The sequence below is a fragment of the Acinetobacter oleivorans DR1 genome (assembly GCF_000196795.1).
GTDB classification, from domain to species: Bacteria; Pseudomonadota; Gammaproteobacteria; order Pseudomonadales; family Moraxellaceae; genus Acinetobacter; species Acinetobacter oleivorans.
Genome location: NC_014259.1, coordinates 1,451,502 through 1,477,706 on the forward strand (window position 1 = coordinate 1,451,502; position 26,205 = coordinate 1,477,706).

Consider the following 26,205-nt stretch of genomic DNA (forward strand, 5'->3'; position numbering starts at 1 on the left):
AAATGATGTTGTTATGCAAAGGATTATCTATTTATGAATAAATCCCTAAACATATTCTACTGTTTAAAATAATAGCTTTTGAGTTCCCTCAAGACCTATATCTGAAAGTTGATGTTCATCTTTTAAATTAACTCCTGAAAAGCCGAGCTGTTTTGATTTTTTCATTAATGTGATTAAACGTTGTACCGCAACTGGAATACTTAAGCCAGCAGAGCGGACATTAGAAATACAATTACGTTTAGCATCAAGACAGCCTGAATATGCATTCCACGTGTAGTAAATTCCCATACTGTCAGGAGAGCTTAAACCCGGGCGCTCTCCAATGAGCATCACTAGCATGGGTGCCTTAAAGATCTCAGCAACTTCATCACCTAAAGCAACTCGACTGCCTGTTGCCAGTGCAATGGGTGCAAGAGTCCAGTTTTCTTGCTGAACTTGTTCAATTAGCGTGGTAATGAATGGAATAGCATTCGCTTCAATTGCTCTTGCTGAGAGTCCATCACCCACCACAATACAAACATCGTATTGTTGAATGTCTTCTGCATACTTCTTAATTAAGGCATCTTTTGATTGATCTGAAAGCTGACGTCCTAAATCAGGACGTTTAAGATAAATTTCCTTATTAGGTGCGTTGCTTTGGACATGAAGACTTTGCAGCTGTCTTTGCGCTAATTGTTCAGATAAATAGGTAACATCCATGTCTTGATAAACTGCATCTTTTGCTTGTGCATGCGACAACTGAAATTCAAGCAAGGCTTGTGTTGGGATGCTACAACCTGCACGGCCCAGAGCAATGCGGGCATCGGTAAACTGTTTAAGTTTTTCCCATTGATCTTGATGGGTAGAAGATGGATATTGAATATCACGGTTCAGTTTCATTGCGTTCTCCCTAGTTCATGAGCAGACGAGAGAATTGGTCAGGCATATGGTCTGCCCAACAGATTTGAGAGTTTTGCTGTTTAAAAATACCTTGCTGTTCAAGCCAAGCTGAAAACTCAGGAGCAGGTTTTAAACCGAGGAGTTGTCTTAAATAGAGGGCATCATGGAACGAGGTCGTTTGATAGTTGAGCATGACATCATCTGAACCCGGAATTCCCATAATGAAGTTAATGCCCGCGGCACCAAATAGAGTAAGGAGAACATCCATATCATTTTGGTCAGCATCGGCATGGTTGGTATAGCAAATGTCGCAGCCCATTGGTACTCCGAGTAACTTGCCGCAGAAGTGGTCTTCTAGTCCTGCACGTATAATTTGTTTACCGTTAAAAAGATATTCGGGACCAATAAAGCCAACGACAGTATTCACTAAAAGCGGATTGTATTTACGAGCTACTGCATAAGCACGCGTTTCTAATGTTTGCTGATCAACGCCGTGATGTGCATTGCTCGATAAGGCACTGCCTTGACCCGTTTCAAAGTACATAACATTTTGCCCAATGGTTCCGCGTTTAAGTGCGAGTGTGGCTTCATATCCTTCTTGTAGTAAATCGAGTGAAATTCCAAAACCTTCATTAGCCAGTTGGGTGCCAGCGATTGATTGAAACATTAAATCAATGGGCACATTTTTTTCTGCCAGTTGAATGCCTGAGCTGATATGGGTAAGTACACAAGATTGTGTTGGAATTTGATATTCCTGAATGACATGGTCAAGTAGTTTTAGTAGCTCTGACAAATTATGTAGGTTATCCGTCGCTGGATTGATACCAATCACGGCATCCCCATTACCATACATCAAACCATCTAAAATACTGGCAGAAATACCAAGCACATCATCCGTAGGATGATTGGGTTGTAAACGGGTAGAAAGATGACCCTTTAAACCAATCGTGTTGCGAAATTGGGTGATTACTTCACATTTACTGGCGATATAAATTAAATCTTGATTGCGCATAATTTTGCTGACAGCAGCCACCATTTCTGGAGTTAAACCTGATGCTAATGCTTTTAAGTTTTGGGCAGTGGCTTCTTCTCCAAGTAACCAATTTCGAAAATCACCTACTGTAAAGTGTGAAATAGGGGCAAAGGCTGCCAGATCATGTTCATCAATAATTAGTCGTGTAATTTCATCAGTTTCGTAATCGACTAGAACCTCATTTAAAAAGGTTTTAAGTGGTACATCGGCCAAAGTCATTTGTGCCGCAACATGTTCGGTTGCATCTCTGGCCGCTACACCTGCTAATTCATCGCCAGAACGTAACGGCGTTGCTTTTGCCATCAAGGTCTTCAAGTCAGCAAAGTGATACTGTTGATTGGCGACAATATTGCGATAACTCATAGTTGCATCCTTTTTTATAGTTCTTGTTCTGCGGCTTTAATATTTGCAAACTCTTCTTCTGGTGTACCTTTAACTAAATGATAACGGCTATAGAATAAAAAGTAAGCAATAAATACGACATAAATAGCGGCAGCAATAAACCAAACTTTTGGATTAACAACAAAGCCTGCAACTACAGCAGCGACTGCTAGAACTAAGGCAATACTTGAAGTAACGATTCCTCCAGGAGTTTTATAAGGACGAGGCATGTCGGGTTTAGATAGGCGTAGTTTGATGTGGGATAAAAGAATCAACACATAAGAAATGGTTGCACCAAAAACCGCGATTAAAATCAGTGAATCACCTTCTTTGGTCAGTGAAAGCAAGAACCCAATAATGCCCGGAATAATAATTGCGAGATAAGGGGCTTTATTTTTATTGGTTAAAGAGAGTGAAGTAGGTAAGTAACCAGCACGAGAGAGTGCAAAAATTTGACGGGAATAGGCATAGATAATTGAAAAGAAACTCGCGATTAAACCTGCTAAACCAACAAAGTTAACAAAAGTCGCAAGCCAAGTGTTGGCGCCATAAACTTTAACCAGAGCATCGACGAGGGGAGCACCTGAGTTTTGTAAAGTACTTGCACCTGCTGCGCCCGCACCCAAGAATAAAATGAGCATGGCAAACGCCGTTAAGATGAGCATTGCACCGATTAAACCGCGTGGGAGAGATTTCGCTGGATCTTTTGCTTCTTCGGCGGCTAATGGCACACCTTCAACTGCAAGGAAAAACCAGATTGCAAAGGGAACTGCGGCCCAGATGCCTAAATAGCCATGAGGTAGAAAACGACTTGCACCAGCTGCTGTGCCAACAGGAATATCTAACAGGTTTTGTGTATTAAAATGTGGAATCATTGCGACAATAAACACAACCAGAGCAACAGCTGCGACAAGTGTAATTGCGAACATAATTTTTAAGGCTTCGCCAGCACCTTTCAGATGTATGCCCATAAAAATGGCGTAGCAGGCGAGATAAATCATCCAGCCATTAATACCAAATAGAGATTCGCAATAACCACCAATAAATACGGCAATCGCCGCAGGAGCAATTGCGTATTCAATTAAAATAGCTGTGCCTGTTAAATAGCCCCCAAAAGGGCCAAAGGCAGCACGTGCAAAACTATAACCACCACCTGCTGTCGGCATCATGGTGGACATTTCTGACATAGAAAGACATAGACATAAGTACATAAGCGCAGCGAGTGCAGTGGCAATAAACATACCCCCCCAGCCACCTTGAGCAATACCAAAGTTCCAGCCAGCAAAATCACCCGATATCACATAAGCTACGCCTAAACCAATCAGGAGTAACCAACCAACCGTACCTTGTTTGAGTTGACGCTGAGCAAAATATTCTGCTGATGAGACTTCTGTGCTTGAAGAAATGACGGAAGCTGTTTCTGGTTGATTCATACAATACTCCTGCGAGTGGGTTTGTATGAATCAATGCAAAAGCAATGCCTAAATGAAGCACTTTAGAGAGTAGATGGAATTTTTTATTTTAAAAATAAAAATTCAAGCTTAACAATCGTAAATAAAGAAGCCAGCAATCTAAATTACTGGCTTCTTATATAATTAGTCATCTTACTTCTTTCTAGTGTTGATAGTTTGGTATCAACTTGGTGCGAAACTTAGAAGAAGCCCATTGGTTTAGTTGAATAACTCACCAACAAGTTTTTAGTTTGTTGATAATGATCTAGCATCATCTTATGGTTTTCACGGCCAATACCAGACTTCTTGTAGCCACCAAATGCAGCATGTGCAGGGTAGATGTTGTAGCAGTTTGTCCAAACACGGCCAGCTTCAATAGCACGACCAGCACGATAAGAAATATGAGCTGAACGTGACCATACACCTGCACCTAAACCATACATGGTGTCATTGGCAATTTTAATTGCATCGTCAAAGTCTTTGAACGTTGTTACAGCAAGTACAGGTCCAAAAATTTCTTCTTGGAAAACTTGCATGCCATTGTGACCTTTAAAAATAGTCGGATCGACATAGTAACCATCGCCTACTTCTTTACGGCCGCTACCACCAAGTAAGAGTTCTGCACCTTCTTCACGACCCGTGTTAATACAACGTAAGATTTTCTCTTGTTGTTGTAGAGATGCTTGAGCACCAATCATCGTTTCAGTATCAAGTGGATGACCAGTTTTAATACGTTTTACACGCTCGACAGCCATTTCTAAGAACTGATCAGCAATACTTTCTTGTACTAAAGCACGAGAAGGGCAAGTACATACTTCACCTTGGTTTAAGGCAAACATCGCAAAACCTTCAAGCGTTTTTTCTAAGAAGTCATCTTCTTTGTCCAAGATATCTTCAAAGAAAAGGTTTGGTGACTTACCGCCAAGTTCTAAGGTCACTGGAATAATATTTTCAGTCGCATATTGCATCACCATTTGTCCAGTTTGAGTTGAACCTGTGAATGCGATTTTTGCAATACGTGGGTTTGTTGCTAATGGACGGCCGACTTCTGAACCGAAACCATTGACAATATTAAGGACACCCGGTGGTAAAATATCTTGGATCAGTTCAGCCACCAACAAAATACCCACTGGAGTTTGCTCAGCTGGTTTAATCACGACACAGTTACCAGCTGCTAAAGCAGGTGCAAGTTTCCATGCTGCCATCAAAATCGGGAAGTTCCATGGAATGATTTGACCAACGACACCTAGTGGTTCGTGGAAATGATACGCAATGGTATCTTCATCAATTTCAGAGATGCCACCTTCTTGAGCACGAATACATCCAGCGAAATAACGGAAATGGTCAATCGCAAGTGGAAGGTCAGCTGCTAAAGTTTCACGCACTGCTTTACCGTTATCCCAAGTTTCTGCAACAGCAAGCATTTCAAGATTTGCTTCTAAACGATCAGCAATTTTTAAAAGGATATTCGAGCGTACTGTTGGTGATGCTTTATTCCATGTTGCTTTCGCTTTGTGTGCTGCATCTAGAGCGAGCTCAATATCTTCGGCACTAGAGCGTGGAATACGTGTAAAAGCTTTTCCGTCAACAGGAGATACATTGTCAAAATACGCACCCTTTACAGGTGCAACCCATTCACCGCCAATAAAATTTTCGTATTGTGATTTAAATTGAACTTTTGAGCCTGGTTGATTTGGATCGATATAGCGCATATAAATATTCCTTTGCTTTTTAGGACTAAAGACTAACAAGAACCCTGTCAGTAGGTACTTTCGTACTTTGTATAATTAGGATATAAAGAAGAAGGTTGGAGAAAGGTTGGAATAGAAATGTGGATATATAAGGAATTTACAAATGTTCACAAAAAAGGATTTATTGCAGCAACGGACGTTGATTGATCAACTGCGCACGCAAAATAGTCTCTCTCCTCAGAATGCTGCCAAACTCGGCCAAAGTATTGCAAGCTCGTGGGAACGGTCAGCTTCTGCTGCGATTCCTAAAGAGCGTTTTGCGGCTCCTTTAGTCGAAAAAAAATCTGCTTCACAAAATGCTTTAGATATGGCTTTAAGTCAGTGTGCTGACGATTTACGTCATATTGCAGAGCAATCTTCAATGGTGATTGCTGTCGGTGATATCGGTAGTACCATTATCTGGACGGCACCAAGTCCTCAAATGCAAAGTGCTGCTGAACGTGTACATTTTGTGCAGGGTGGTCAGTGGCGTGAAGAATTTGTGGGCACCAATGCCTTAGCTTTATCTTTAAAAACTCAACAATCAAGCTGTGTTTTTTCAAATGAACATTATATGGAATCGATTCATGAGTGGGTGTGCTATGCCGCACCGATTATCGACCCATACTCAAAACAAACCCTAGGAGTTGTTGATTTATCAACCATTTGGAAGAACCATAATAGTTTAGGAATATTGGCTGCTGAACGTTGTGCATCCATTATTCAGTCTGCTTTGTTAGAGCAGCAGCGCCAGCAATTACATATTCGTGCTTTTTCGACACCACAAGTTAAATTTAATGGCAAAAGTTTATTATTAACACCGCGTCAAATTGAAATTTTAACCATATTGGCGTTATGTCCACATGGCTTAACTTTAGAGCATCTTTATCAGGCGCTCTATGGTGAACGTAAAGTCAGTATGGGGACGCTTAAAGCTGAAATGTCTCAACTACGAGATATTTTGGGTGGTTTACTTGGTTCACGTCCATATCGTTTACTGGTGCATGTTGAAGCTGATTTTTTACAAGCGGAACAAGCACTGGATGCAGGATATGCAGCCTCGGCTTTGCAGCTTTACACAGGTGTATTTCTAGCAAAAACGGAAAGTCCGTTTTTATGTGCATGGCGTGACTGCCTTGAATCACGCTTGAGTGATGCAATTTTTAAAACACAAGAAACAGATTTATTACTTAAGCATTTAGCTCATTTTCCTGAAGCAATCGATGCGGTAGAACGTCTTATGGAGTTAGTACCGAGCGAACATCCTGCGCATCAATTGCTGATGAAATACCTTGACTCACCTAAGCTCAGTTAAGTGATTTTTTGATCCAGCCACTGAAACAATTGTTGATAGACTTGTTCTCGTACTGGCTGGGCCGAAAGGACTAAATCATGCAACCCATTGTGAATAGAGACAACAGAGACATCGCCTTTGATTTTTTTACCAAATTTTTCAATGTCTTTAACATCTAAAATTACATCGCTTTGAGTCGCATCTGTTCCCCATTTTTTAGGGTTTTTAGTCTGGTGAGAATGCATAATCAGTGCGGGAACATTCAGTTTAACCCCGCGATGTATTTCTTTTTGTGCCGTATGAATCGCATGTAGAAAGCTGAGTTGAACCGTAGGGGCAGAGGTAGGTTTCCAGTCCAGATTAAAGTCCCATTCGCCCTTGAGCTGTTTGTGAAGGCTCGCGGTGTACCATTTGTTTAATTGACTTGGGAATTTAACTTTTGGCAGATATTTTCCTACTCGACTGAGTACTGGAATACCAAATTTTTTCTCGACCAAGCTTAAATTAAAATCGTAAAACGGACTATTTGCCCATAGCGCTTTAATCAGAGGGTGGTTTGGGTTATGGGCAGCATAAAGCGTTGCTGTTAAACCGCCAGTCGAATGCCCTGCAAGCAAGACTTGGGTGTGCTGTTCTTTACCAATAATCTCTAATGCTTGTGTAATTTCGGCATCGTATTCATTTAAATCAAGCACATTATAGAAAATTTGATGAGGTAGCTTTGAACGGCCATATTTTCTTAAATCCAAGGCATAGAAGTCATAACCATGCGCATTGAATTGTTCAGCCATTTCGGTTTGAAAGAAATAATCTAAAAAACCATGAATATACAGCACGGCTTTTTGAGTCGATTGAGCGGCCTTTTTACGCACTAGGGTAGCTACAACTTTTCCTTCGTAATCATTAGGAAAGTTGAGTGTAAGCTGTTCGTAGCCAGTACCTAAAATATCTGGAACATAATTTTGATTAGCTGAAGATGTATTCATTTTTATCGAGCTATTGTAATTAAGACATGCTGAGTATCCTTCAATGAAATGGGCGAATTGTCAATCAGGTTTAGAGAGGGTTGGAATATGGTTTCTAAAAAAAGGGAATACCGCTGGAGCTAAGTATTCCCCAAAAAAGTAAGTCAACGGTCGGAGGGATTTGACTTACTAGAGGGATATGCCATTACATCAGTATTAAAGTGCTGCTTTAAAAATCTCCACAACTTGTGCATGGTTTGCTTTACGAGGGTTGGTCAACATACACGCATCTTTTTGAGCATTATCTGCCATGACTGCAAGGTCTTCATTTTTCACACCTAGTTCTGTTAAACCAGATGGAATACCAATTGATGAAGACAGTTTACGAATGGCATCAATAGCAGCATAGGCAGCTTCCATCACTGTTAACCCGTGAGTTTTTATACCCATTAACTCAGCGATTTTTGCGTAACGATCTGGGCAAGCAATTAAGTTAAACTCACACACGTGTGGTAACAAGATTGCATTACATACGCCGTGAGGTAGGTTGTAAAAACCGCCCAACTGATGAGCCATTGCGTGGACATAACCTAAAGATGCGTTGTTAAATGCCATGCCCGCTAAGTACTGTGCATAGCTCATCGCATCACGTGCTTCGATGTTTTCACCATTTGCGACAGCAGGTTGGAGCCACTGGCTAATCATCGTAATCGCTTTTTCTGCACACGCATCGGTAATTGGGTTGGCCGCCGTAGAAACATAAGCTTCAACCGCATGAGTTAACGCATCCATACCTGTTGCCGCTGTTAAACCAGCCGGTTTTGCGATCATGAGTTTCGGGTCATCAATGGCAATGAGTGGGGTACAACGCCAGTCGACAATCGCCATTTTTACATGAGTGTCTGTATTGGTAATAATACAGAAACGGGTCATTTCAGATGCAGTACCGGCTGTTGTGTTCACTGCAATCAGTGGTGTCATTGGCACTTTGCTTTTATCAATACCTTCGTAGTCACGAATATGACCACCACCAGCAGTGACTAAACCAATCCCTTTTGCACAGTCATGAGATGAACCGCCACCTAGAGAGACAATAAAGTCACAGCCATTTTCGTTATAGGCATTTACACCGTTATGAACATTAATATCGGTTGGGTTAGGTTCTGCACCCGGAAAAATATGGCTCGCAACGCCTGCTTCAGTTAAATAGTTTGCGATAAGATCTGCGACACCAAATTTAAATAAGCCTTCATCGGTCACAATTAATGCTTTTTTTGCGCCGAGGTTTTGTGCCTTTGTACCAATTTCTTTGGCACATCCTGGTCCAAAGAGCGATACACAAGGAATATAAAAACCGTTTGTTTGATCTGCAATATTTTTAAAAGCCATGGAGTGATTCCTTCTTCCATAAATCCATTGTTTGTTATTACAGGTGAGCCTCACCATGGGGCTAGTATTGTGATGTGAAGATTATTTTCCTACCTACCAAAAACCTACCAAATATTATTTTATTATTAGTTATTGATTTATAATGATTTTACAGAAATTCTGGCGCATTCATTTAATTTTTTCGGGAAAGTCGTTAAGCTATGGGCTGTTGAAGATGTACTTATGAGATTATGAAACAGGAAACTGCGCTTAAACTGCTTAAAGCAGGTGAAAATGTCTTTTTAACCGGTTCGGCTGGTGCAGGGAAAACCTATACACTTAATCAGTACATCCAATACCTAAAAGCACGTAAAGTGCCTGTGGCAATTACGGCATCTACAGGTATTGCTGCAACACATATGAATGGCATGACCATTCATACATGGGCGGGCATAGGTATTAAAGATCAGTTGACTGACGATGACCTAAAGCGTATGAAAGAGCGTAAATATCTCAAGGAGCACCTTGAAAATGCGCAAGTTCTCGTCATCGATGAAATCTCGATGTTGCATGCTAAGCAGCTTAATCTGGTCAATCAAGTTTTAAAATATTTTAAAGAAAGTGATGAAGCTTTTGGTGGTATTCAAGTCATTGTGGCTGGAGATTTCTTTCAGTTGCCACCAGTTGGGCGTAATAGTGAAGCCAACCGTGACAAGTTCTGTTTTATGTCTGATGCATGGGTCGAAGCCAAATTTCGCGTATGTTATTTAACAGAACAACACCGTCAAGATGATGAAATTCTTAATCAGATTTTAAATGCCATTCGTGCGCAGAATATTCAATCAGATCATTTACACGCATTACGTCAATCACGCTCGCATGATATTGGTGAGACTTTTACTCGTCTTTATACGCACAATATGGATGTCGACAATATCAATTATCAGCACTTAAATGAAATTGATAATGAAGGGCATCAATTCAATGCCGTTTTAGATGGTAATGAAAAGTTATTAGAAACTTTAAAATCTTCGGTACGCGCACCAGAAGAACTCACACTGAAAAAACATGCCAAAGTTATGTTTGTCAAAAACAACTTTGATATGGGATATATCAACGGGAGTTTAGGCGAAGTTATTGGCTTTGAAGAAGATGATGAAAATGGCTTATTACCAAAGGTAAAACTAACCGATGGTACGACTTTGCTGGTTGCTCCTGAAACTTGGTCAGTTGAAAACGAAGCGGGCAAAGTGATTGCAAGTTTTCAACAAATTCCACTTCGTTTGGCATGGGCGATTACCATTCATAAAAGCCAAGGCATGACTTTAGAAGCTGCTGAAATTAACCTCACGAATACCTTTGAAAAAGGTCAGGGTTATGTAGCATTGTCGCGTTTAAAATCTTTAACTGGTCTTAAGTTATTAGGGATTAACGAGCAAGCTTTAGAGTTAGATAGTTTAGCTGTCAAAGCTGATCGTCGTTTCCAAGAACTTTCTAAAGAAGCTGAAGACAACTTTGCAGATGTAGATTTAACCGCTCAGCACAAAGCCTTTATTCGTCACTGTGGCGGCACCTTAAATGAAACTGAGATTTCTCGTAATGAGAAAAAACTCGCAAAAGGTGGAAAGCAAAATTACGCTACGGCAACGCTAGACGAGACACGTGCGTTGTTTGAAGAAGGCTATGAAATTGAAGACATCGCGCATGAGCGTGGTCTGACACCAGCAACCATCATTAATCATTTGGCTCGACTTCATAAAGAACAAAAGCTGGATATTTCAGTTGCCCATCCGGGTGAAGAAGTGGTCGAAGAAATTCGTAAAATTTATAAGAAGCTGAAAAAACGTCAAAATCCAGATCATTTTTCTGATGATGGTTCGATCAAACTAAGACCAATTGTTGAAGCAACCAGTCCTCGAATGGGATATGATCAGGTTCGATTAGCTTTATTATTTATTGAGTAAAGTTTAATTAGCTTAATTACTTATTACATAAATTGAGGTGGCTATGCCGCACGTTGTAGTTGATTATTCAGAAAACTTAACTGGATTAAACGCAAAACAATTACTTGAAGAAATTAATACCACACTGATTGAGACAGAGCTATTTAGTCCAGAAGACATTAAAAGCCGTGCACGTAAAGACGAGGTTTTCCTCATTGGCTTAGGTGCTGATCAAGCTTATATTCATGTAAAAGTTTATATTTTGTCTGGAAGAACTGACGAACAAAAACAGCTAATGGGTGATCAGCTATTAACGGCGCTCAGCAATAAAAATTATCTACAACAAGAGTTTAATAAAGAAATTCAATTGTGCGTTGAGCTTGTTGATATGCCAAGAGAAGATTATTTCAAGCAAGTTGTATAACACAAAAAAGCGCAATTTCGATCAAGAATAGAGATCAGCACTATGTAAAAGTAGTGCTATCGAATGAACAGACATAAATGTATGGCTGTATATATACAAAAGCTGCAACTGGTTTGCGATTATATTCAAAGACATTTAGATGAAGATTTAGATGTTGACCGATTGAGCCAGATTGCGGCCTTATCTAAGTTTCATTTTCATCGTATTTTTGCCATTCATATTGGTTTAAATGTGATGAAGTTTATTCAACTTTCTCGTTTAAAGCGGGCCTCTTTTCAATTGGCTTTTGAACCTGATCTCAAAATTATTGAGATTGCATTGCAAGCAGGGTTTGACAGTCCAGAGGCATTTACTCGTGCATTTAAGCGTTCATTTGATCAAACTCCTCGGGCTTTTAGAGATAAACCGGACTGGGAATCTTGGCACCAGAAGTTTGTTTTTACACTTCCAAAAAGTGAGCTAAAAATGAATGTAAATATTGTTGAGCGTCCTGCTGAAAAGATTGCCTATCTGTCTCATTTAGGTAGTCCAGATAAAGTCTTTGAAACCGCTGCGCGTTTTATTGCTTGGCGCAAAGAAACAGGTTTATCGCCTGTGACCAAGTCTAGAACTTACGGTATTCCTTTTGCTGACCCTGATCAGACTCCGTCTGATGATTTTCGATTTGATATTGCTGGTTCAATTGAAAAGGCTGTACCCGAAAATAGTTACGGCGTGCAAACAGGGGAAATTCCTGCGGGTCGTTATGCGACTGTAAGACATTTGGGTAGCCACGACCAGATTAAAGATAGTGTTTATTACATCTTTAGAAACTGGTTACCTGAGCAAGCCGAAGAAGCAGGGGAATATCCAGTTTTCTTTCACTATCATAACTTTGTGCATGATGTGAAAGAGTGTGATCTTATTACAGATATCTACTTACTTTTAAAATAAGAGTAGTTGGATAAAGGCATAACTTGCGGTTATGCCTTTAAACCGAATAGCTTTATATTTGCATATTGCTCAATTAGGTTGGCATCTAACATATGGATATAGTCCATAAAAATGGTACTAAAACTTCCCATGGTTTGTGCCTGATTGGCAGCAAGTTTACCCGCAATTGCAAAATGCACATGGGCTGAAAGTGCTGCAATGGTTGGAGTCGTTACCGCACTATATGCAGCGATTAATGCACCTAAAGCACAACCAGTTGCTGTAATTTTGGGTTGTAAGGGACTGCCACCGTTAACTTGGATAACGACATCTAGCTCTTTAGATAAAATGTAATCTGACTCACCTGAAATTGCGATACAGTCGGTATGTACTAATAGCGCGTAAGCTTGTCGATAGGCATCATCACTACTTAGGGTACTATCAACACCTTTAGATTGAACTTGATTGCCTGCAAGCGTACTGATTTCTGATGCATTACCACGAATAACGCTAGGCTTAAACTGTAAAAGTTCATCTGTCATTTGACTGCGCCAAGCTAAAACTGGCCCATAGCCCACTGGATCAAGTACCCATGGAATGTTATTAAGCTGTGCTGTTTTTGCAGAGATTTGCATGGCCTGCATTTGCTCTGAAGTTGGGGTGCCTAAATTAATGCTTAAAGCCGATGAAATTTTAGTAAAACTTTCTGCTTCATAAGGATTATCAATCATCGCAGGTGAAGCACCAGAAGCGAGTAACACATTGGCTGTATAGTTAGCCGCAACGCTATTGGTAATACATTGCACTAGAGGCGTTTTTGCCTGCATGCTTTGCCAAGCTTCAATAACCTGTTCAATCAAACTAGATGTCGATGTCATATTATTATCCCTAGTAAGCTAAAGTGATATAGATTTAGTGGGTAAAATAGTGGTCTTGATGCTTACATTTTTGGCAAATCAAAGAAACATAATCTGCCGCATCATAATCAACAGTTAAATCATTTGAACCACAATGCATACAACGTTTGACAGAATAAAAGTTTAAACGTGGTTCAATTTTGCGCCATGCTTTCCATACAGGTTGTACAAATATCTGTTCGTCATAACCTAAGAAACGGTTAAGCAAAATATAACTCATTTTACTATAGGGAATGTTGTGCGGACGAGGCAGCATGGAGGTTTCCCACTTTTCAGTTAAGGCTCTCTCACGATATTGCTCTAATGTTTTCTTTAACAAATTGGTGTTAATAAATTTCTCATTGCGAGGCTGTAAAGCTTTTTGTTTATAAAGATATTCGAGTGCCGTCTGAATCAGATAATAGATCTGTCCAATCGCCAATGATTCCATTAAGCGGTAGCAAAAGCTTTGGAAATTTGAATTCCCAGCAATCTGGATGCCCCAAGTTCGACAATAAAATTGCATGAACTGAATAATTTCTTGATAGAGCACCTGAAAAAGTACATCTTTAACTTCATCTGCACTACGAAAGGGAACGCCGTAACTTAAATTTTCATAAAACCAGTTCCGCAGTTGTTGAGCCACACTAAATAAACTTGGATCGCTGTAGCCATCTAAACGAATATTTAAATAAAAACACTGTGGATCTTCAGTTTGATCATTTGCATTCAAAATGCCATCTTTATGTAGCTGTTTAATTAAATAGCTCTGAAACATCCAGTTAGGAGTGATGTGATGATATTTAATTTTGTCCCAATGAATATATTCATCATGAGTGATTTCTTCACGTGCATATTCATCTAAAAGACTCAGCAAGAAAAGTTTATGCAAAAAACTGAGCTGTTCCAGACTACGTTGTGGCTGTTCTTTTGATTTAAATTGACGTTGTTCTTGTAAGCGTGTTTGCTGTAAAAGCTTTTTCCGTTGTTTTGTGCATGTCTCACAGTGGCACGTCATTTTTTCATCTTTAAATATGCGGTGCTGACAATGACTGCATTCATGAAATTGAATGTCTTGTTCAAATTGCTCGGCATCTACCCAGTACATTGAAGCTTGGCAGAGAGGACAATGGCTACTTTCATCCAGTTGTTTCTGTAGAATTTGTAAGGCCATTTTGCTCCGAACATAAAATAAAAAATGATGGGGCTATTATACACAGCCGTACTGTATATGGCTGAGATTGCTAGTTGCGTTTGTTGTTAAAATAAAAAGACCTAAAATCTATGTGAGAATTTTAGGTCTTTATCGTGAGTTAAATTGTTGATTAAACAGGGCACGGCAAGTTCTCATCATTCTGTCCAAGTTTTTTGGCATTAATAAGTGCCTGTACTTTTTTACTTGGTAATTTTACTTTGCCTAGTGCATCGTAAGTATTCACAATGGAGCTAACCTCCTGAGTGGTCATAGAAATACCTTCCGCAGTTAAGAACACCGCAATCACATGGTGATCGAGTCCAGCTGCGTGTAAATCATGAATCGCTTTAATATTTTCTAAACGATGAAAATGTGCTTTTAATTCCATATTGACACCTCTTGCTCTTATTGAAATACCCATATTGGTCTATTTAAATAGGCAAGAACCATGCCCAAAATGTAAGCTGACTCTAAAAAATGTTAAAAGCTAAAGGTGTTTTATTTTTATTGTATAGATTGCTTATATAAACAACGATTATCGTAAATTTGGTCTAATCTGTGCTAATAAAACCCGATTCTAATTTGAAATGTATCAATGAAGTCCCATTAATTTTATAAAGGTAAGCAAATACAGTATGTATGACTTGGCGTATGATATTTCATGGCGACTCATACTGCCGTTTTAGACGAGTATATAAGGAATAAAGATGAATATTGCGGCGCAGCCTCCAGTTCAGGCAGATCAAACAGTTTATTTAAAAGATTATCAAAAACCTGCGTTTTTAGTTGAATCAATTAATCTTGATATTCAAGTATATGATGATAAAACGATTGTTGATTCAACGTTGGTGATGAAGCGCCAAACTGACGGCGATCTGGTTTTACTTGGTCGTGATCTTGAGTTGCAATCTGTTCAGTTAAATGGACAAATTCTTACTTCTGCACAATATTCACTCGATAGTGAGCAATTGGTGATCACTAACGCACCAGCTGAAGTCATTTTACAAACACAGGTCATTATTCATCCTGAAACCAATACTCAATTAGAAGGTTTATATAAAGCCGATGAGTTGTTTGTAACCCAAAACGAACCTGAAGGTTTCCGCAAAATTACGTTCTACCCAGACCGTCCAGACGTACTTTCAGTCTTTACTACGCGTGTAGAAGCAGACAAAAAATATCCAGTGTTACTTGCCAATGGTAATTTGCTAGAAACAGGTGAAGTTGGCGAAAACCGTCACTTTGCGATCTGGCAAGACCCGACTAAAAAACCAAGCTATTTGTTTGCCTGCGTTATTGGTGATTTAGCTGTACTTAAAGATCGTTATACGACCTCTGAAGGGCGCGATGTTGCTTTAGAAATCTATGCGATTGAGAAAGATATTCCAAAATGCCATATCGCGATGGAAGCATTAAAGCATTCAATGCGTTGGGATGAAGAACACTATGGCCGTGCTTATGACCTCGACAACTATATGATTGTTGCGGTAAGCCAATTCAACATGGGCGCAATGGAAAATAAAGGTTTAAATATCTTTAATACGTCATGTGTACTTGCCGATGAAGAGTACACAACTGACGCAGCGATTATGCGTGTCCAGTCTGTGATTGCCCATGAATATTTCCATAACTGGACAGGTAACCGTATTACTTGCCGTGACTGGTTCCAACTTTGCTTAAAAGAAGGTTTAACAGTATTCCGTGATCAATCTTTCTCTGAAGATTTACAATCTGCTGCGGTTCAACGTATTGATGATGTCGCTGTGCTTAAGTCTCATCAGTTCCCTGAAGATGCAGGTCCATTGTCGCACCCGCCACGTCCAGACCACTTCGTAGAAATTAATAACTTCTATACGGCAACTGTTTATGAAAAAGGTGCGGAAATTAACCGCATGATGTCGACCTTACTCGGTAAAGAAAAATACCGTCAAGGAACCGACGAATATTTCCGCCGTCATGATGGGCAAGCTGTAACTGTAGAAGATTGGGTTGCTGCTTTAACAGCGGGTTCTGGTGTAGATTTATCTGCATTCTTAACTTGGTATAACCAACCAGGTACACCAAAGCTTGAAGCAAAAGGTGAATATGATGCAGCAGCACAAACTTACCGTTTAAGCTTTAAACAAAGCCTGAAAGCACATCCTAAATACCCAAATTTAAAAGCTGTTCCAATTCCTGTAGCTTTAGCGCTATTTAATGCTAAAACAGGCGAGCAATACACATTGCACAGTGACAGCCTATTCGTAAATGATGTTAAAGATGGCGTGTACCTATTTGATCAAGGCGAGGCAAGCATTGAATTTACTGGCGTGACTGAGCAACCAGTGGTGTCGCTACTTCGTAATTTCTCTGCCCCTGTGAATCTTGTATTTGACTATACCGATGAAGAATTAGCTTTCTTAATTCAGCACGAAACGAATGGCTTTAACCAGTGGCAAGCAACCCAAACCTTGCTTGAACGTATCTTGCTAGAAGACCATTCAGCTGATGCTTATATTCAAGCTATTCAAAGCACTTTACCTGAGCTAGTTGGCCGTGACCCGCTTTTAGCATCGCGTTTGTTTGATGTACCAAGTGAAGGTTATTTAGGTAGTCGTATCGATCAGAACTATGCACCATCTGATATTCATGTAAAACGTGAAGCCTTGCTGAATCGTTTAGCACAAGAGTTAGGTTCATTCTGGAAAGATACTTACCTTACGCTTGACCCAGACTTGCAAAAAGAGTTTTCTTTGGCAATGGGTGTGCGTGCGTTAAAGAATATTATGTTGATGATGATGGCTCGTCAGGGTGACCAAACTGCATTTGAACTTGCACACGTGCAATATCAAAACACAGGTAATATGTCTGAACGCTTAGGGGCGTTACGTGTATTGGTTTGGCAAAATGCGCCTCAAGCTCAAGATGCACTTGCTGATTTCTATGACCGCTTTAAAGATGAAGCCTTGTCTTTAGATCAATGGTTCATGATTCAGGCAGCAAACCCAAATGCGACAGCAGAAACAATCGAGTACCTGACTCAACATCCTGACTATGATTTAACAACGCCAAACCGTATTCGTGCGGTGAGTGGAGGGTTGTCAAATAACCCTGAAAATACTTGGGGCTTTGGTGTAGCTCACTTTATTAACCTTGCACAATATCTAGATGAAAAGAACCCAATTTTAGGTTCACGTCTGTTACAGGTATTGTCGCGTTGGTACACACTTGCTGAACCGCAACGTACTCAAGTGCAACAGGCTTTACAAGCATTACAGCCTAAAGTGAAATCGAAAAACGTTTCTGAAACTTTAAATAGTATGTTAAGCGTTTAATTATTTAAAAATACTTAATAAAGGTCTCGTAAGAGGCCTTTACTTTTTTATATATGTAATAGTTATTCAACGTTTTAAATAAACAAAAATATCCTTGTTGTAGTTCATCTGTAGCTCTAAGTTTTATCATTTTATTGTTTTATAAATTATAAAACTTAATATTTTTTGAAGATGGATCTTTAAGAAATAATATAAAATGAAAATTAAAGAGATAAATAATATAAAAATAAATAAATTAAGAAATAATATCTAATTTTTTAAGGTGAGCTCGATTCTGTAATATTTATTTAAATTTAATTTAATATTTTCTCTAATAATTTTATTAAATTTAGTTAAATCATATATTTATGTTTTGTAATTATTGTTTTTTGTATCCATAGAATAAGTTTAGGTAAATTTGTTTTATAGATTGGAAATAAAAATAATAACGTGAACATGCATTTTAATTGTTTTTGTGTATTATATTTAAAATAGGATAAAAAAATAAGCTTTATAAGGAGCCCTTAAATAGAAATGATTGTAAGAATAAGTGGCAAATTTTTTATATCTATTACTTTTAACAATTTCATTTAAAAGGTTTTAACTATGAAGAAGACTTTTTTTCATTTATCACTCATTGCTGTAGGGTTATTTTCTCTTAATACAGCAAATGCAGCTACAGCAACAGGTACATTAACTGTTAAGGCAACCGTAACGAATAGTTGTGTCTTAAATACTTCTGCAACCGGAACGACAACAAATGCAGTTTTAGACTTTGGTACACTAAGTTCACTTACTAGCAATGTCGATGCAGATACCACAACAACAGGTGGTACCTCAATTAAAGTTCTTTGTAATAATACTGTGCCATGGACTTTGTCATTTGATGGTGGTCAGAATGTTTTATCAACTCAACGTCGTATGATTGGTGGTGCAACTAGCAACGAATATATCCCTTACAACCTTTTCTCTGACACAGGACGTGCCACAGCAATCGGTATTGCAACAACTGCCTATAGTGGAACTGCAACTGGTAATGTTCAAACAGTGAATGTTTATGGCCGTATTCCTGCCGGCACAACTTTACCAAGTGCTGGTAGCTATGTTGATAGTGTAACTGTAACGGTAACTTATTAATTTGTATAAATTAAAAATACATTAGCCCTTTTAAAAGGGCTAATACATTAAAAAAGTTATATTTGAGCAAATTATGAAAAAAATATTTTTATTATTACGGGATTATTCTTATCTTTATCTAGCTCTATTAACGCCGCGACAATCCGTCTTTCGCCTGTGAATGTAGAAATATTAAGTAATCAAAATGCTTCATCAATTAGTTTATTTAATCAGTCAAATGAAAGTACTGATTTGCAGATTCGCGTATTTGAATGGACTCAAAAAAATGGACAAGATCAGTTAACACCTACAGATGAGATTGCCATTAGTCCACCATTTTTAAAATTACAACCTAATGATTCTTATAACTTACGTGTAGTCAGAATTAATCCAACACCTATTTCTGGTGAAAAAACCTATCGTATTATTATTGATGAGCTACCAAAACCAATTGATAGCCGTAAAGCTGCTCAAGGCGTAAATGTATTACTTCGCTCATCATTACCCGTATTTGTAGTCAATAAAGATGCGATCACTAAACTGAATTGGAAAATTGATACAAATCAGGAAGTACCTTCCTTAAACATTAGTAATATTGGAAACCGGCATGCACTTTTAAATAATTTAATGCTTGTTGATACAACTGCGAATAAAAGTTACCCCATTAAAGTAAATACCGTGAATGGTTATATCCTTGCGGAGCAATCGCGAAGTTACTCTATTAATAATTTTACATATCAGCCAAATCATAAATACAGCGTATCTCTAACAGTTAATGGTAAGAAAACCACACTTTAAGAGGCTTATATGAAATACATTATAGGTGTCTTATGTGTTACGTATTTTCCTGCGTATTCTTTTGCCGAACAGTTACAAGATTATACGAATACTGCGGTTCCTAGTGTTCCTAAATCAGTTGGTAGCAATAATAAATATACACAATTAGAGACGAATGAGCAGGATCAAGATGTTAATTTCATTAAATTATTTTTAAATGTTTCTATTAATTCTAATGCATCTGAAGACTTAGTTGCTGCGAAGCAATCTAAGGATGGAAAGTTATTTATTCGTTCAGGTGTGTTAAAAACTTTAAGACTAAAAATAGATGAGCAGCTTCCTGATAGCCAATGGGTGTGTATTAACGAGCTAAAAGGAATCCAGTTCAAATATTTAGAGAATGAACAGGCTCTAAATTTACAAGTTCCGTCGAGCATGTTAACTGGTTACTCAGTTGATTTAAGCGGCCAGAAGGTCACCAGCCCTCATTTGCTGAAAATGAAGCCCTTAACCGCGGCTATTCTGAACTACAGCCTGTATAACACTATAACCAATGACGAGAATGTTTTCTCAGGTTCGGCAGAAGGGATTTTTAACAGCGCAATTGGTAACTTTTCTTCGGGCGTTTTATACAACGGTAGTAATGAAACGAGTTATAGCCATGAAAAATGGGTGCGCTTAGAAAGTAAGTGGCAATATGTAGATCCTGAAAAAGTCAGGATATATACCTTAGGGGATTTTATTTCCAATAGTTCTGATTGGGGGAATAGTGTACGTTTGGCGGGTTTCCAGTGGTCGAGTGCTTATACTCAACGAGGTGATATTGTCACGTCGGCATTCCCACAATTTTCGGGTTCGGCAGCACTTCCTTCAACACTAGATTTATATGTTAACCAGCAAAAGATTTATTCAGGGCTTGTGCCATCAGGCCCGTTTGATATTAAGCAGCTCCCGTTTATTTCAGGCAATGAAGTGACTCTTGTGACTACTGATGCAACGGGTCAGCAGAGCATTACTAAACAGGCTTACTATTTTTCATCAAAAATTCTGGCAAAAGGTATTAATGAATTTTCAGTAGATGTTGGTGTTCCACGCTATAACTATGGGCTGTTTTCAAACGATTATGATGATGCCACTTTTGCTTCGGGTGCGATTCGATATGGCTACAGCAACTCACTGACCTTAAGTGGTGGTGCAGAGGCTTCAACAGATGGTTTATCGAACCTCGGGACGGGGTTTGCCAAGAATCTGTTTGGCTTTGGGGTGATTAATGCTGACATTGCAGCGAGTCAGTACAAAGATGAAAACGGTTATTCTGCTCTAGTCGGTTTAGAAGGGCGTATTAGTAAAAATATTTCGTTTAATACCAGTTACCGTAAGGTATTTGATAACTACTTTGATCTTGCCCGTGTGTCTCAAATTCGATATTTAAAAGATAACCAAATGACTTCTGAGCCGCAGAACTACCTGAGCTACAGTGCGCTGGCAGATGAGATTTTTAGGGCAGGGATGAGCTATAACTTTTACGAAGGCTATAGCGCCTATCTGGGTTATAACCAGATTAAATATAGCGACAATGCTAATAAATTAGTATCTGCCAATTTAAGCGGAACTCTGAACAATAACTGGGGCTTTTATGCATCGGCTTATAAAGATTATGAAAATCAAAAAGACTATGGCATTTACTTTGCGCTGCGCTATACACCATCTACCCGAGTTAATGCGATTACGAGTGTTTCTAGTGACAACGGCAGTCTAAGGTATCGCCAAGAATTATTCGGTTTATCAGAACCTCAAATCGGTTCATTTGGATGGGGAGGCTATGTTGAACGTGATCAGGATGCGCAAGAGAATAATGCTTCAATTTATGGCTCTTACCGAGCTCGGGCAGCTTATCTGACAGGTCGATATAACCGAATTGGAGATAATGACCAAGTTGCAGTTTCAGCGACAGGATCATTGGTTGCGGCAGCAGGTCGGATTTTTGCGGCCAATGAAATTGGAGACGGCTACGCAGTTGTGACCAATGCTGGGCCACAAAGCCAAATTTTAAATGGTGGAGTAAATCTAGGAACAACAGATAAATCTGGAAGGTTTCTTATTCCAAGCCTCATGCCATATAGAGAGAACCATATTTATTTAGATCCATCGTATCTGCCTTTGAATTGGAGCGTGAAGTCTACAGACCAAAAAACAGTTGTAGGTTATCGCCAAGGTGGTCTTATTGACTTTGGTGCTCATCAGGTCATTTCTGGATTAGTGAAACTTGTTGACCAGAATAATTCACCTTTATTACCGGGCTATACGGTTCGAATTAATGGTCAGCAAGAGGGTGTAGTTGGCTACGACGGTGAAGTATTTATTCCAAACCTATTAAAGCAAAACCAGCTTGAAGTCGATCTTCTGGATCATGGTTCATGCCAAGTTGACTTCACATATAACAGTAATCAGTACTCAACTAAAAAATTGGGACCTTATGTATGTCATTAAATATTATGAATAAGGCTCAAATAGAGAGCTATAAGAAATTTTCATTGTCTTTAAAATACTTTATAGGTATTTGCTTATTTTATCTTGTTTATGCATTTTTTAGTCCAGCACATGCTGCTTGTACGGTAGCTGGAACCACAAATAATACGTTTACCTACACAGCAGCAAATATTAATAGTGATGCAACTGTAAACCTTTCAGGAACAATTACTTGTACGAATGGAGGAATAATACCTCAGATATCTCCATTTATGTGTATGAAGACAGTATTTACAGGAGCAACTACTGCGAATAATAGTGTGACTTTACCATATACGGTCACTGCAACTGTAGGTGGAGCAGGTTCTTCTACCACCAACCAAACCTCCAATGTTTGGTATGGTCCAGTGGTAACACTTGCTTCAAATAATATTCTTAGCTACTCAGTAAATGTGAAAGTACCAGCTCGAACGGGGTCACTCATTGCCTACCCTAAAGGAACCTATACAGCTACGGTTCAACTATTTTGGGATATGGATCTTTTAGCGGTGTTATGTTTAGGTGATTTACTCAGCTGGGACTCTGGAAATGTAACTTTAACAGCGAATTTTGTGGTACCAAGTATGTGCCAATTAAACTCAACCTCAACAGTAGATTTCAGCAATATTAATGATATTAGTACGACTAAGCGGGATTACACAGCGCAAGGAGCAGTAAATTCGACCTGTAATTATGGAACGCCATATAGCATTTATTTAGGAGATGGAAACAACCGTATTGCTGGGGGATTCAGGCGTATGACCAATGGTAATAATGAATATATTCCCTATCAGTTATATAAAGACTCTAACTATAGTACGGTGTGGGATGCCACAGGTGGCGTAACCAATGTTGGGGGAGCCGGTGGGGTATCGGGTACAGGAACAGGTAGCGCTCAAAGCACACCTGTCTATGGAAAAATTCCACAAGGTACTTCCATTGCAAGTACACCAGGAAATTATTCTGATAGTGTTGTTGTGACAGTAACTTATTAATTTATCAAATATACGCGGTTCTATGTTAGTCGCATAGTTCCGCGTAATTTCAATTATATTCATTAAAAATGGCTAAACATAAAATTATATAAATCAATTAATTTTGGCTTTTTAAAACTTATTCGTCATCAAAAACAGTTTGACTTAAAAATACATTCTGTATATTTATTGATTAGTTCTAAAAAAGAACTAGTGAGCTAAACACGCAATTAAAATAAAGGTGAATAAATGTCGGATATTATTTTGCATCAATGGGAAATTTCCCCATTTTGTCAGAAAGTTTCAAGAATTTTAAAATTTAAAGGAATCTCATTTGACACAGTTAACTATAATGGCATTTTGGGGGCTAAAGTTCCTTTGCTCAGTAAAGTGGGTAAAGTACCTGTAATTGACCATAATGGACAGCGAATTCAAGACAGTACCCGAATTGCTCGCTACCTAGAAGAAACTTATCCAGATACACCACGGCTTTATCCTGAAGATCCAAATCAAAAAGCACTTGCAGAACTGTGGGAAGACTGGGCAGATGAAGCTCTCTATTTTTATGAAGTCTATTTCCGCGTAAATGACCCAGATGCGCTAGAAGAAGCAATTCGCATTAGCAGTATTGGCCGCCCAGCGTATGAAAGACCAATGGTAAAAGGATTTATTTTAGCCGAGTTAAAAACACAGCTTTTCTTTCAAGGTCTAGGTCGAATGAAAGCTGAAAATGTTGAAGCAGAGTTTAGAAGACACCTTGACCGTATCGAACAAGTTTTATCGCAAAGTGAATGGCTAGTTGGAGACTCTCAGACAATTGCCGACATTGCGGTGGTCGCTCAACTTGGTGAAGTGGTTCGCACAAGCAAAAAATTTAGTAAAGAAATTTTGGATCGTCCGTTTATTGCTTTATGGTATAAAAAACAAACAGGGTGAAATGACCATGACATTAGCAACACCAGATAAAAAAATAGATTGTGCAGTTGTCATTGGCGTTGGTGCATTACAAGGTATTGGTGCAGCCGTGAGCCATCGTTTTGCAAAAGAAGGTTTAAAAGTTTATGTCGCTGGGCGTACTTTCCAGAAAATTGAAGCAGTGGCTGCCGAAATTCATTCGAAAGGTGGGGACGCTGTCGCATTTCGTCTAGATGCAGAAGATATAAAGCAAGTACAAGCTTTATTTGACACAATCACCAGTCAAAATGAGCGCATTACTGCTGTCATTCATAATGTGGGGGGAAATATTCCCTCAATCTTTTTACGCAGTCCGCTGTCGTTTTTTACGCAAATGTGGCAATCCACTTTTTTATCAGCTTATTTAGTTTCTCAAATCTGTCTGAAAATCTTTAAAGATCAAAACCACGGTACGCTTATTTTTACAGGTGCGAGCGCTTCTTTACGAGGGAAACCTTTTTTCGCAGCTTTTACCATGGGTAAATCTGCTTTGCGGGCTTATGCACTCAATCTAGTTCAAATCTATAAATCACAAGACATACATATTGCTCATGTGATTATTGATGGAATGGTCGATGGCGATAGGGTAAATAAAGCATTATTTGGTCTGGGGCGGTTAGCCCGACTTACACGTGGCACGGGTGGCCTCAATATTGATGCAATTGCAGAAAACTATTGGATGCTTTATCAACAAACACCGAAGCTTTGGACACATGAACTCGATTTACGCCCTTACCAAGAAAAATTTTGAGAGAGACTAAAATGCTAAAAAAAATATGTCAGAGATTTCAAAAAAAGCAGGGCTGTGTTGTCGTTGCTGGTCATGATTTACACTTAATCGAGCGTGATTTTGTAATTCTAGATAAAAACGCACAATTTCCATTACACCTTTATCAAGTTGTGCATGATTCAGCTGTGCAAAAAATCCAAGTTCAGTCAATCAATGATGGCGTAACAGCAGTTCATTTGAACTTAGTAAATGCAGATCATTTAAAAAGCTTGGTGCGTTATATTTCCACTCAAAGACATACAATTGAACTCTGTGTGTTTCAGCCGAATTTTTCATCTTCGCCAAATATTGAGGCTTTATCTTTAGAAGAGATTGAACACAATTGGCAGACCACAGGCTTAAGTGCAGTGAGTGTAGCGCAAGCTGTGATTAAGCCGATGTTAAAGGAGCAGCGGGGCACTCTTATTTTTCTTGGTGCACCATTTAACAACTCGACCCATTACGATGTGTTAAGCCAAAGCATGTTTGCGGGTATTCGTGCTTTAGCGCAGTCATTAGCAAGAGAGTTTCATCCTAAAGGCATTCATATTAGCTATTGCATGGTTGAAAAATGGGATGGGCAGGACCAACACTTTATTTCATCTGTTAAGCAAGTGTGCCAACACATCTATCAGCAGCCTGATTCGGCATGGAGCCAAGAACTCAGCCTATCTTGAAATTTTACTTTCGCATGTTGTTAAAATACAGTACTGATCTGGAATGACGACAGAACAATAATTTCGATAGGTATTTACATGGCAAAAATTAAGAGTACTCAGCCAGCTGTTAAAGTGGTTTGTACGTTGGCAGCTTTCATGTGTGTTTCTTCATTAGCACAAGCATATCAATATGATCAAACTGCTCGTTTAATTAACGAGCGTTTATCTTATATGAAAGATGTCGCGGGTTATAAAGCAGAACAGCATTTGCCGATTGAAGATTTAACTCAAGAAAAGAAAGTTCTCGATCAATCACTTTCTGAAGCCGATTCTTTTGGCCTAAATAGTGAAACAGTTAAGCCATTTATTGTGACTCAAATGAATGTTGCGAAGGTAATTCAGTACCGATATCGCGCAGACTGGTTGTCGAGTCCAGAAACTAATTGGAAACCGCAAGATTTAGCCGAAGTACGTTTAAAAATTAGTACGCTAAATACTGAGCTTTTAAAAAATATTGCCTATGAACTCAAGAAAAATAATAATAAAGCACCTCATAGCTGTAGCTACATGTGGTCTGTACAGCATCCTCAACTTAAAGAGGCCGATAAAAAAGCTTTATGTATGACATTAAATAAAATTAAGTTAAGAGAATGAAAAACAATAATTATTTAACCATTTTCTAGT

General features: G+C 38.9%; 22 protein-coding genes. 13 read left to right on the forward strand and 9 right to left on the reverse strand.

Annotated elements, in window-relative coordinates; genetic code table 11:
• Positions 1 to 63: 63 nt before the first annotated feature.
• From eutC to exaC, 4 genes are all read right to left on the reverse strand, one after another.
• Positions 64 to 879, reverse strand: coding sequence for an ethanolamine ammonia-lyase subunit EutC (eutC, locus tag AOLE_RS06785; protein ID WP_013197384.1), 816 nt, complete (start codon positions 877 to 879; stop codon positions 64 to 66).
• A gap of 10 nt (positions 880 to 889) precedes the next feature.
• Positions 890 to 2,275, reverse strand: a complete 1,386-nt coding sequence (locus AOLE_RS06790) for an ethanolamine ammonia-lyase subunit EutB (RefSeq protein ID WP_005306579.1) — start codon at positions 2,273 to 2,275, stop codon at positions 890 to 892.
• A 14-nt stretch (positions 2,276 to 2,289) separates the two neighbouring features.
• The gene (eat, locus tag AOLE_RS06795) at positions 2,290 to 3,726 is read right to left on the reverse strand and encodes an ethanolamine permease (RefSeq protein WP_005306575.1); all 1,437 of its coding nucleotides are present in this window, start codon (positions 3,724 to 3,726) and stop codon (positions 2,290 to 2,292) included.
• Positions 3,727 to 3,944: 218 nt separating this feature from the next.
• On the reverse strand, positions 3,945 to 5,456 hold the full coding sequence (gene exaC / locus AOLE_RS06800) for an acetaldehyde dehydrogenase ExaC (RefSeq protein WP_013197385.1): 1,512 nt from the start codon (positions 5,454 to 5,456) through the stop codon (positions 3,945 to 3,947).
• Between the two features lie 142 nt (positions 5,457 to 5,598).
• Between exaC and AOLE_RS06805 the strand changes: the two genes are divergently transcribed.
• Positions 5,599 to 6,789 carry a helix-turn-helix domain-containing protein gene (locus AOLE_RS06805; RefSeq protein WP_013197386.1) on the forward strand — a complete coding sequence of 397 codons (1,191 nt, stop codon included), beginning with the start codon at positions 5,599 to 5,601 and terminating at the stop codon, positions 6,787 to 6,789.
• On the opposite strand, the gene AOLE_RS06810 is transcribed toward AOLE_RS06805, so the two are convergent.
• Positions 6,786 to 7,754, reverse strand: a complete 969-nt coding sequence (locus AOLE_RS06810) for an alpha/beta hydrolase (protein WP_013197387.1) — start codon at positions 7,752 to 7,754, stop codon at positions 6,786 to 6,788. The two genes, AOLE_RS06805 and AOLE_RS06810, sit on opposite strands and share 4 nt — an antisense overlap.
• Positions 7,755 to 7,949: 195 nt before the next feature.
• Entirely contained in the window at positions 7,950 to 9,122 is a 1,173-nt protein-coding gene (mdh, locus tag AOLE_RS06815; RefSeq protein ID WP_013197388.1) for an iron-dependent methanol dehydrogenase, read from the reverse strand.
• Between the two features lie 230 nt (positions 9,123 to 9,352).
• On the opposite strand from mdh, the gene AOLE_RS06820 reads away from it, so the two are divergent.
• The 3 genes from AOLE_RS06820 (at position 9,353) to AOLE_RS06830 (ending at position 12,401) form a co-directional block, all read left to right on the forward strand.
• Positions 9,353 to 11,065 carry an AAA family ATPase gene (locus tag AOLE_RS06820; RefSeq protein WP_005306567.1) on the forward strand — a complete coding sequence of 571 codons (1,713 nt, stop codon included), beginning with the start codon at positions 9,353 to 9,355 and terminating at the stop codon, positions 11,063 to 11,065.
• 43 nt (positions 11,066 to 11,108) lie between these two features.
• Complete coding sequence (locus tag AOLE_RS06825) at positions 11,109 to 11,468, forward strand: 5-carboxymethyl-2-hydroxymuconate Delta-isomerase (RefSeq protein WP_005306564.1); 360 nt, start codon at positions 11,109 to 11,111, stop codon at positions 11,466 to 11,468.
• Between the two features lie 81 nt (positions 11,469 to 11,549).
• Positions 11,550 to 12,401 carry an AraC family transcriptional regulator gene (locus AOLE_RS06830; RefSeq protein WP_013197389.1) on the forward strand — a complete coding sequence of 284 codons (852 nt, stop codon included), beginning with the start codon at positions 11,550 to 11,552 and terminating at the stop codon, positions 12,399 to 12,401.
• 29 nt (positions 12,402 to 12,430) lie between these two features.
• Here AOLE_RS06830 and thiM read toward each other — a convergent pair whose 3' ends face one another.
• The 3 genes from thiM to AOLE_RS06845 all read right to left on the reverse strand — a co-directional run bounded on the left by thiM (position 12,431) and on the right by AOLE_RS06845 (position 14,859).
• The gene (thiM, locus tag AOLE_RS06835) at positions 12,431 to 13,258 is read right to left on the reverse strand and encodes a hydroxyethylthiazole kinase (RefSeq protein WP_013197390.1); all 828 of its coding nucleotides are present in this window, start codon (positions 13,256 to 13,258) and stop codon (positions 12,431 to 12,433) included.
• Between the two features lie 34 nt (positions 13,259 to 13,292).
• On the reverse strand, positions 13,293 to 14,450 hold the full coding sequence (locus AOLE_RS06840; protein WP_013197391.1) for a hypothetical protein: 1,158 nt from the start codon (positions 14,448 to 14,450) through the stop codon (positions 13,293 to 13,295).
• A 151-nt stretch (positions 14,451 to 14,601) separates the two neighbouring features.
• Entirely contained in the window at positions 14,602 to 14,859 is a 258-nt protein-coding gene (locus tag AOLE_RS06845) for a hypothetical protein (protein WP_013197392.1), read from the reverse strand.
• A gap of 319 nt (positions 14,860 to 15,178) precedes the next feature.
• Between AOLE_RS06845 and pepN the strand changes: the two genes are divergently transcribed.
• From pepN to AOLE_RS06890, 9 genes are all read left to right on the forward strand, one after another.
• On the forward strand, positions 15,179 to 17,785 hold the full coding sequence (gene pepN / locus AOLE_RS06850; protein WP_013197393.1) for an aminopeptidase N: 2,607 nt from the start codon (positions 15,179 to 15,181) through the stop codon (positions 17,783 to 17,785).
• 585 nt (positions 17,786 to 18,370) lie between these two features.
• A complete protein-coding gene (locus AOLE_RS06855) occupies positions 18,371 to 18,901 on the forward strand; it encodes a Csu type fimbrial protein (protein ID WP_013197394.1) in 531 nt (176 codons plus the stop codon).
• Positions 18,902 to 18,985: 84 nt separating this feature from the next.
• Positions 18,986 to 19,678, forward strand: a complete 693-nt coding sequence (locus tag AOLE_RS06860; RefSeq protein ID WP_041834574.1) for a fimbrial biogenesis chaperone — start codon at positions 18,986 to 18,988, stop codon at positions 19,676 to 19,678.
• A gap of 9 nt (positions 19,679 to 19,687) precedes the next feature.
• The gene (locus AOLE_RS06865) at positions 19,688 to 22,147 is read left to right on the forward strand and encodes a fimbria/pilus outer membrane usher protein (protein ID WP_013197396.1); all 2,460 of its coding nucleotides are present in this window, start codon (positions 19,688 to 19,690) and stop codon (positions 22,145 to 22,147) included.
• Complete coding sequence (locus tag AOLE_RS06870; protein WP_013197397.1) at positions 22,138 to 23,160, forward strand: Csu type fimbrial protein; 1,023 nt, start codon at positions 22,138 to 22,140, stop codon at positions 23,158 to 23,160. The genes AOLE_RS06865 and AOLE_RS06870 overlap by 10 nt, the downstream gene beginning before the upstream one ends.
• Positions 23,161 to 23,388: 228 nt before the next feature.
• The gene (locus AOLE_RS06875) at positions 23,389 to 24,075 is read left to right on the forward strand and encodes a glutathione S-transferase (protein ID WP_013197398.1); all 687 of its coding nucleotides are present in this window, start codon (positions 23,389 to 23,391) and stop codon (positions 24,073 to 24,075) included.
• A 7-nt stretch (positions 24,076 to 24,082) separates the two neighbouring features.
• Positions 24,083 to 24,844 carry an SDR family NAD(P)-dependent oxidoreductase gene (locus AOLE_RS06880; RefSeq protein ID WP_013197399.1) on the forward strand — a complete coding sequence of 254 codons (762 nt, stop codon included), beginning with the start codon at positions 24,083 to 24,085 and terminating at the stop codon, positions 24,842 to 24,844.
• Positions 24,845 to 24,855: 11 nt separating this feature from the next.
• Positions 24,856 to 25,539, forward strand: a complete 684-nt coding sequence (locus tag AOLE_RS06885) for an SDR family NAD(P)-dependent oxidoreductase (RefSeq protein ID WP_013197400.1) — start codon at positions 24,856 to 24,858, stop codon at positions 25,537 to 25,539.
• Positions 25,540 to 25,617: 78 nt separating this feature from the next.
• Positions 25,618 to 26,175, forward strand: a complete 558-nt coding sequence (locus tag AOLE_RS06890; RefSeq protein WP_013197401.1) for a chorismate mutase — start codon at positions 25,618 to 25,620, stop codon at positions 26,173 to 26,175.
• Positions 26,176 to 26,205: the final 30 nt, after the last annotated feature.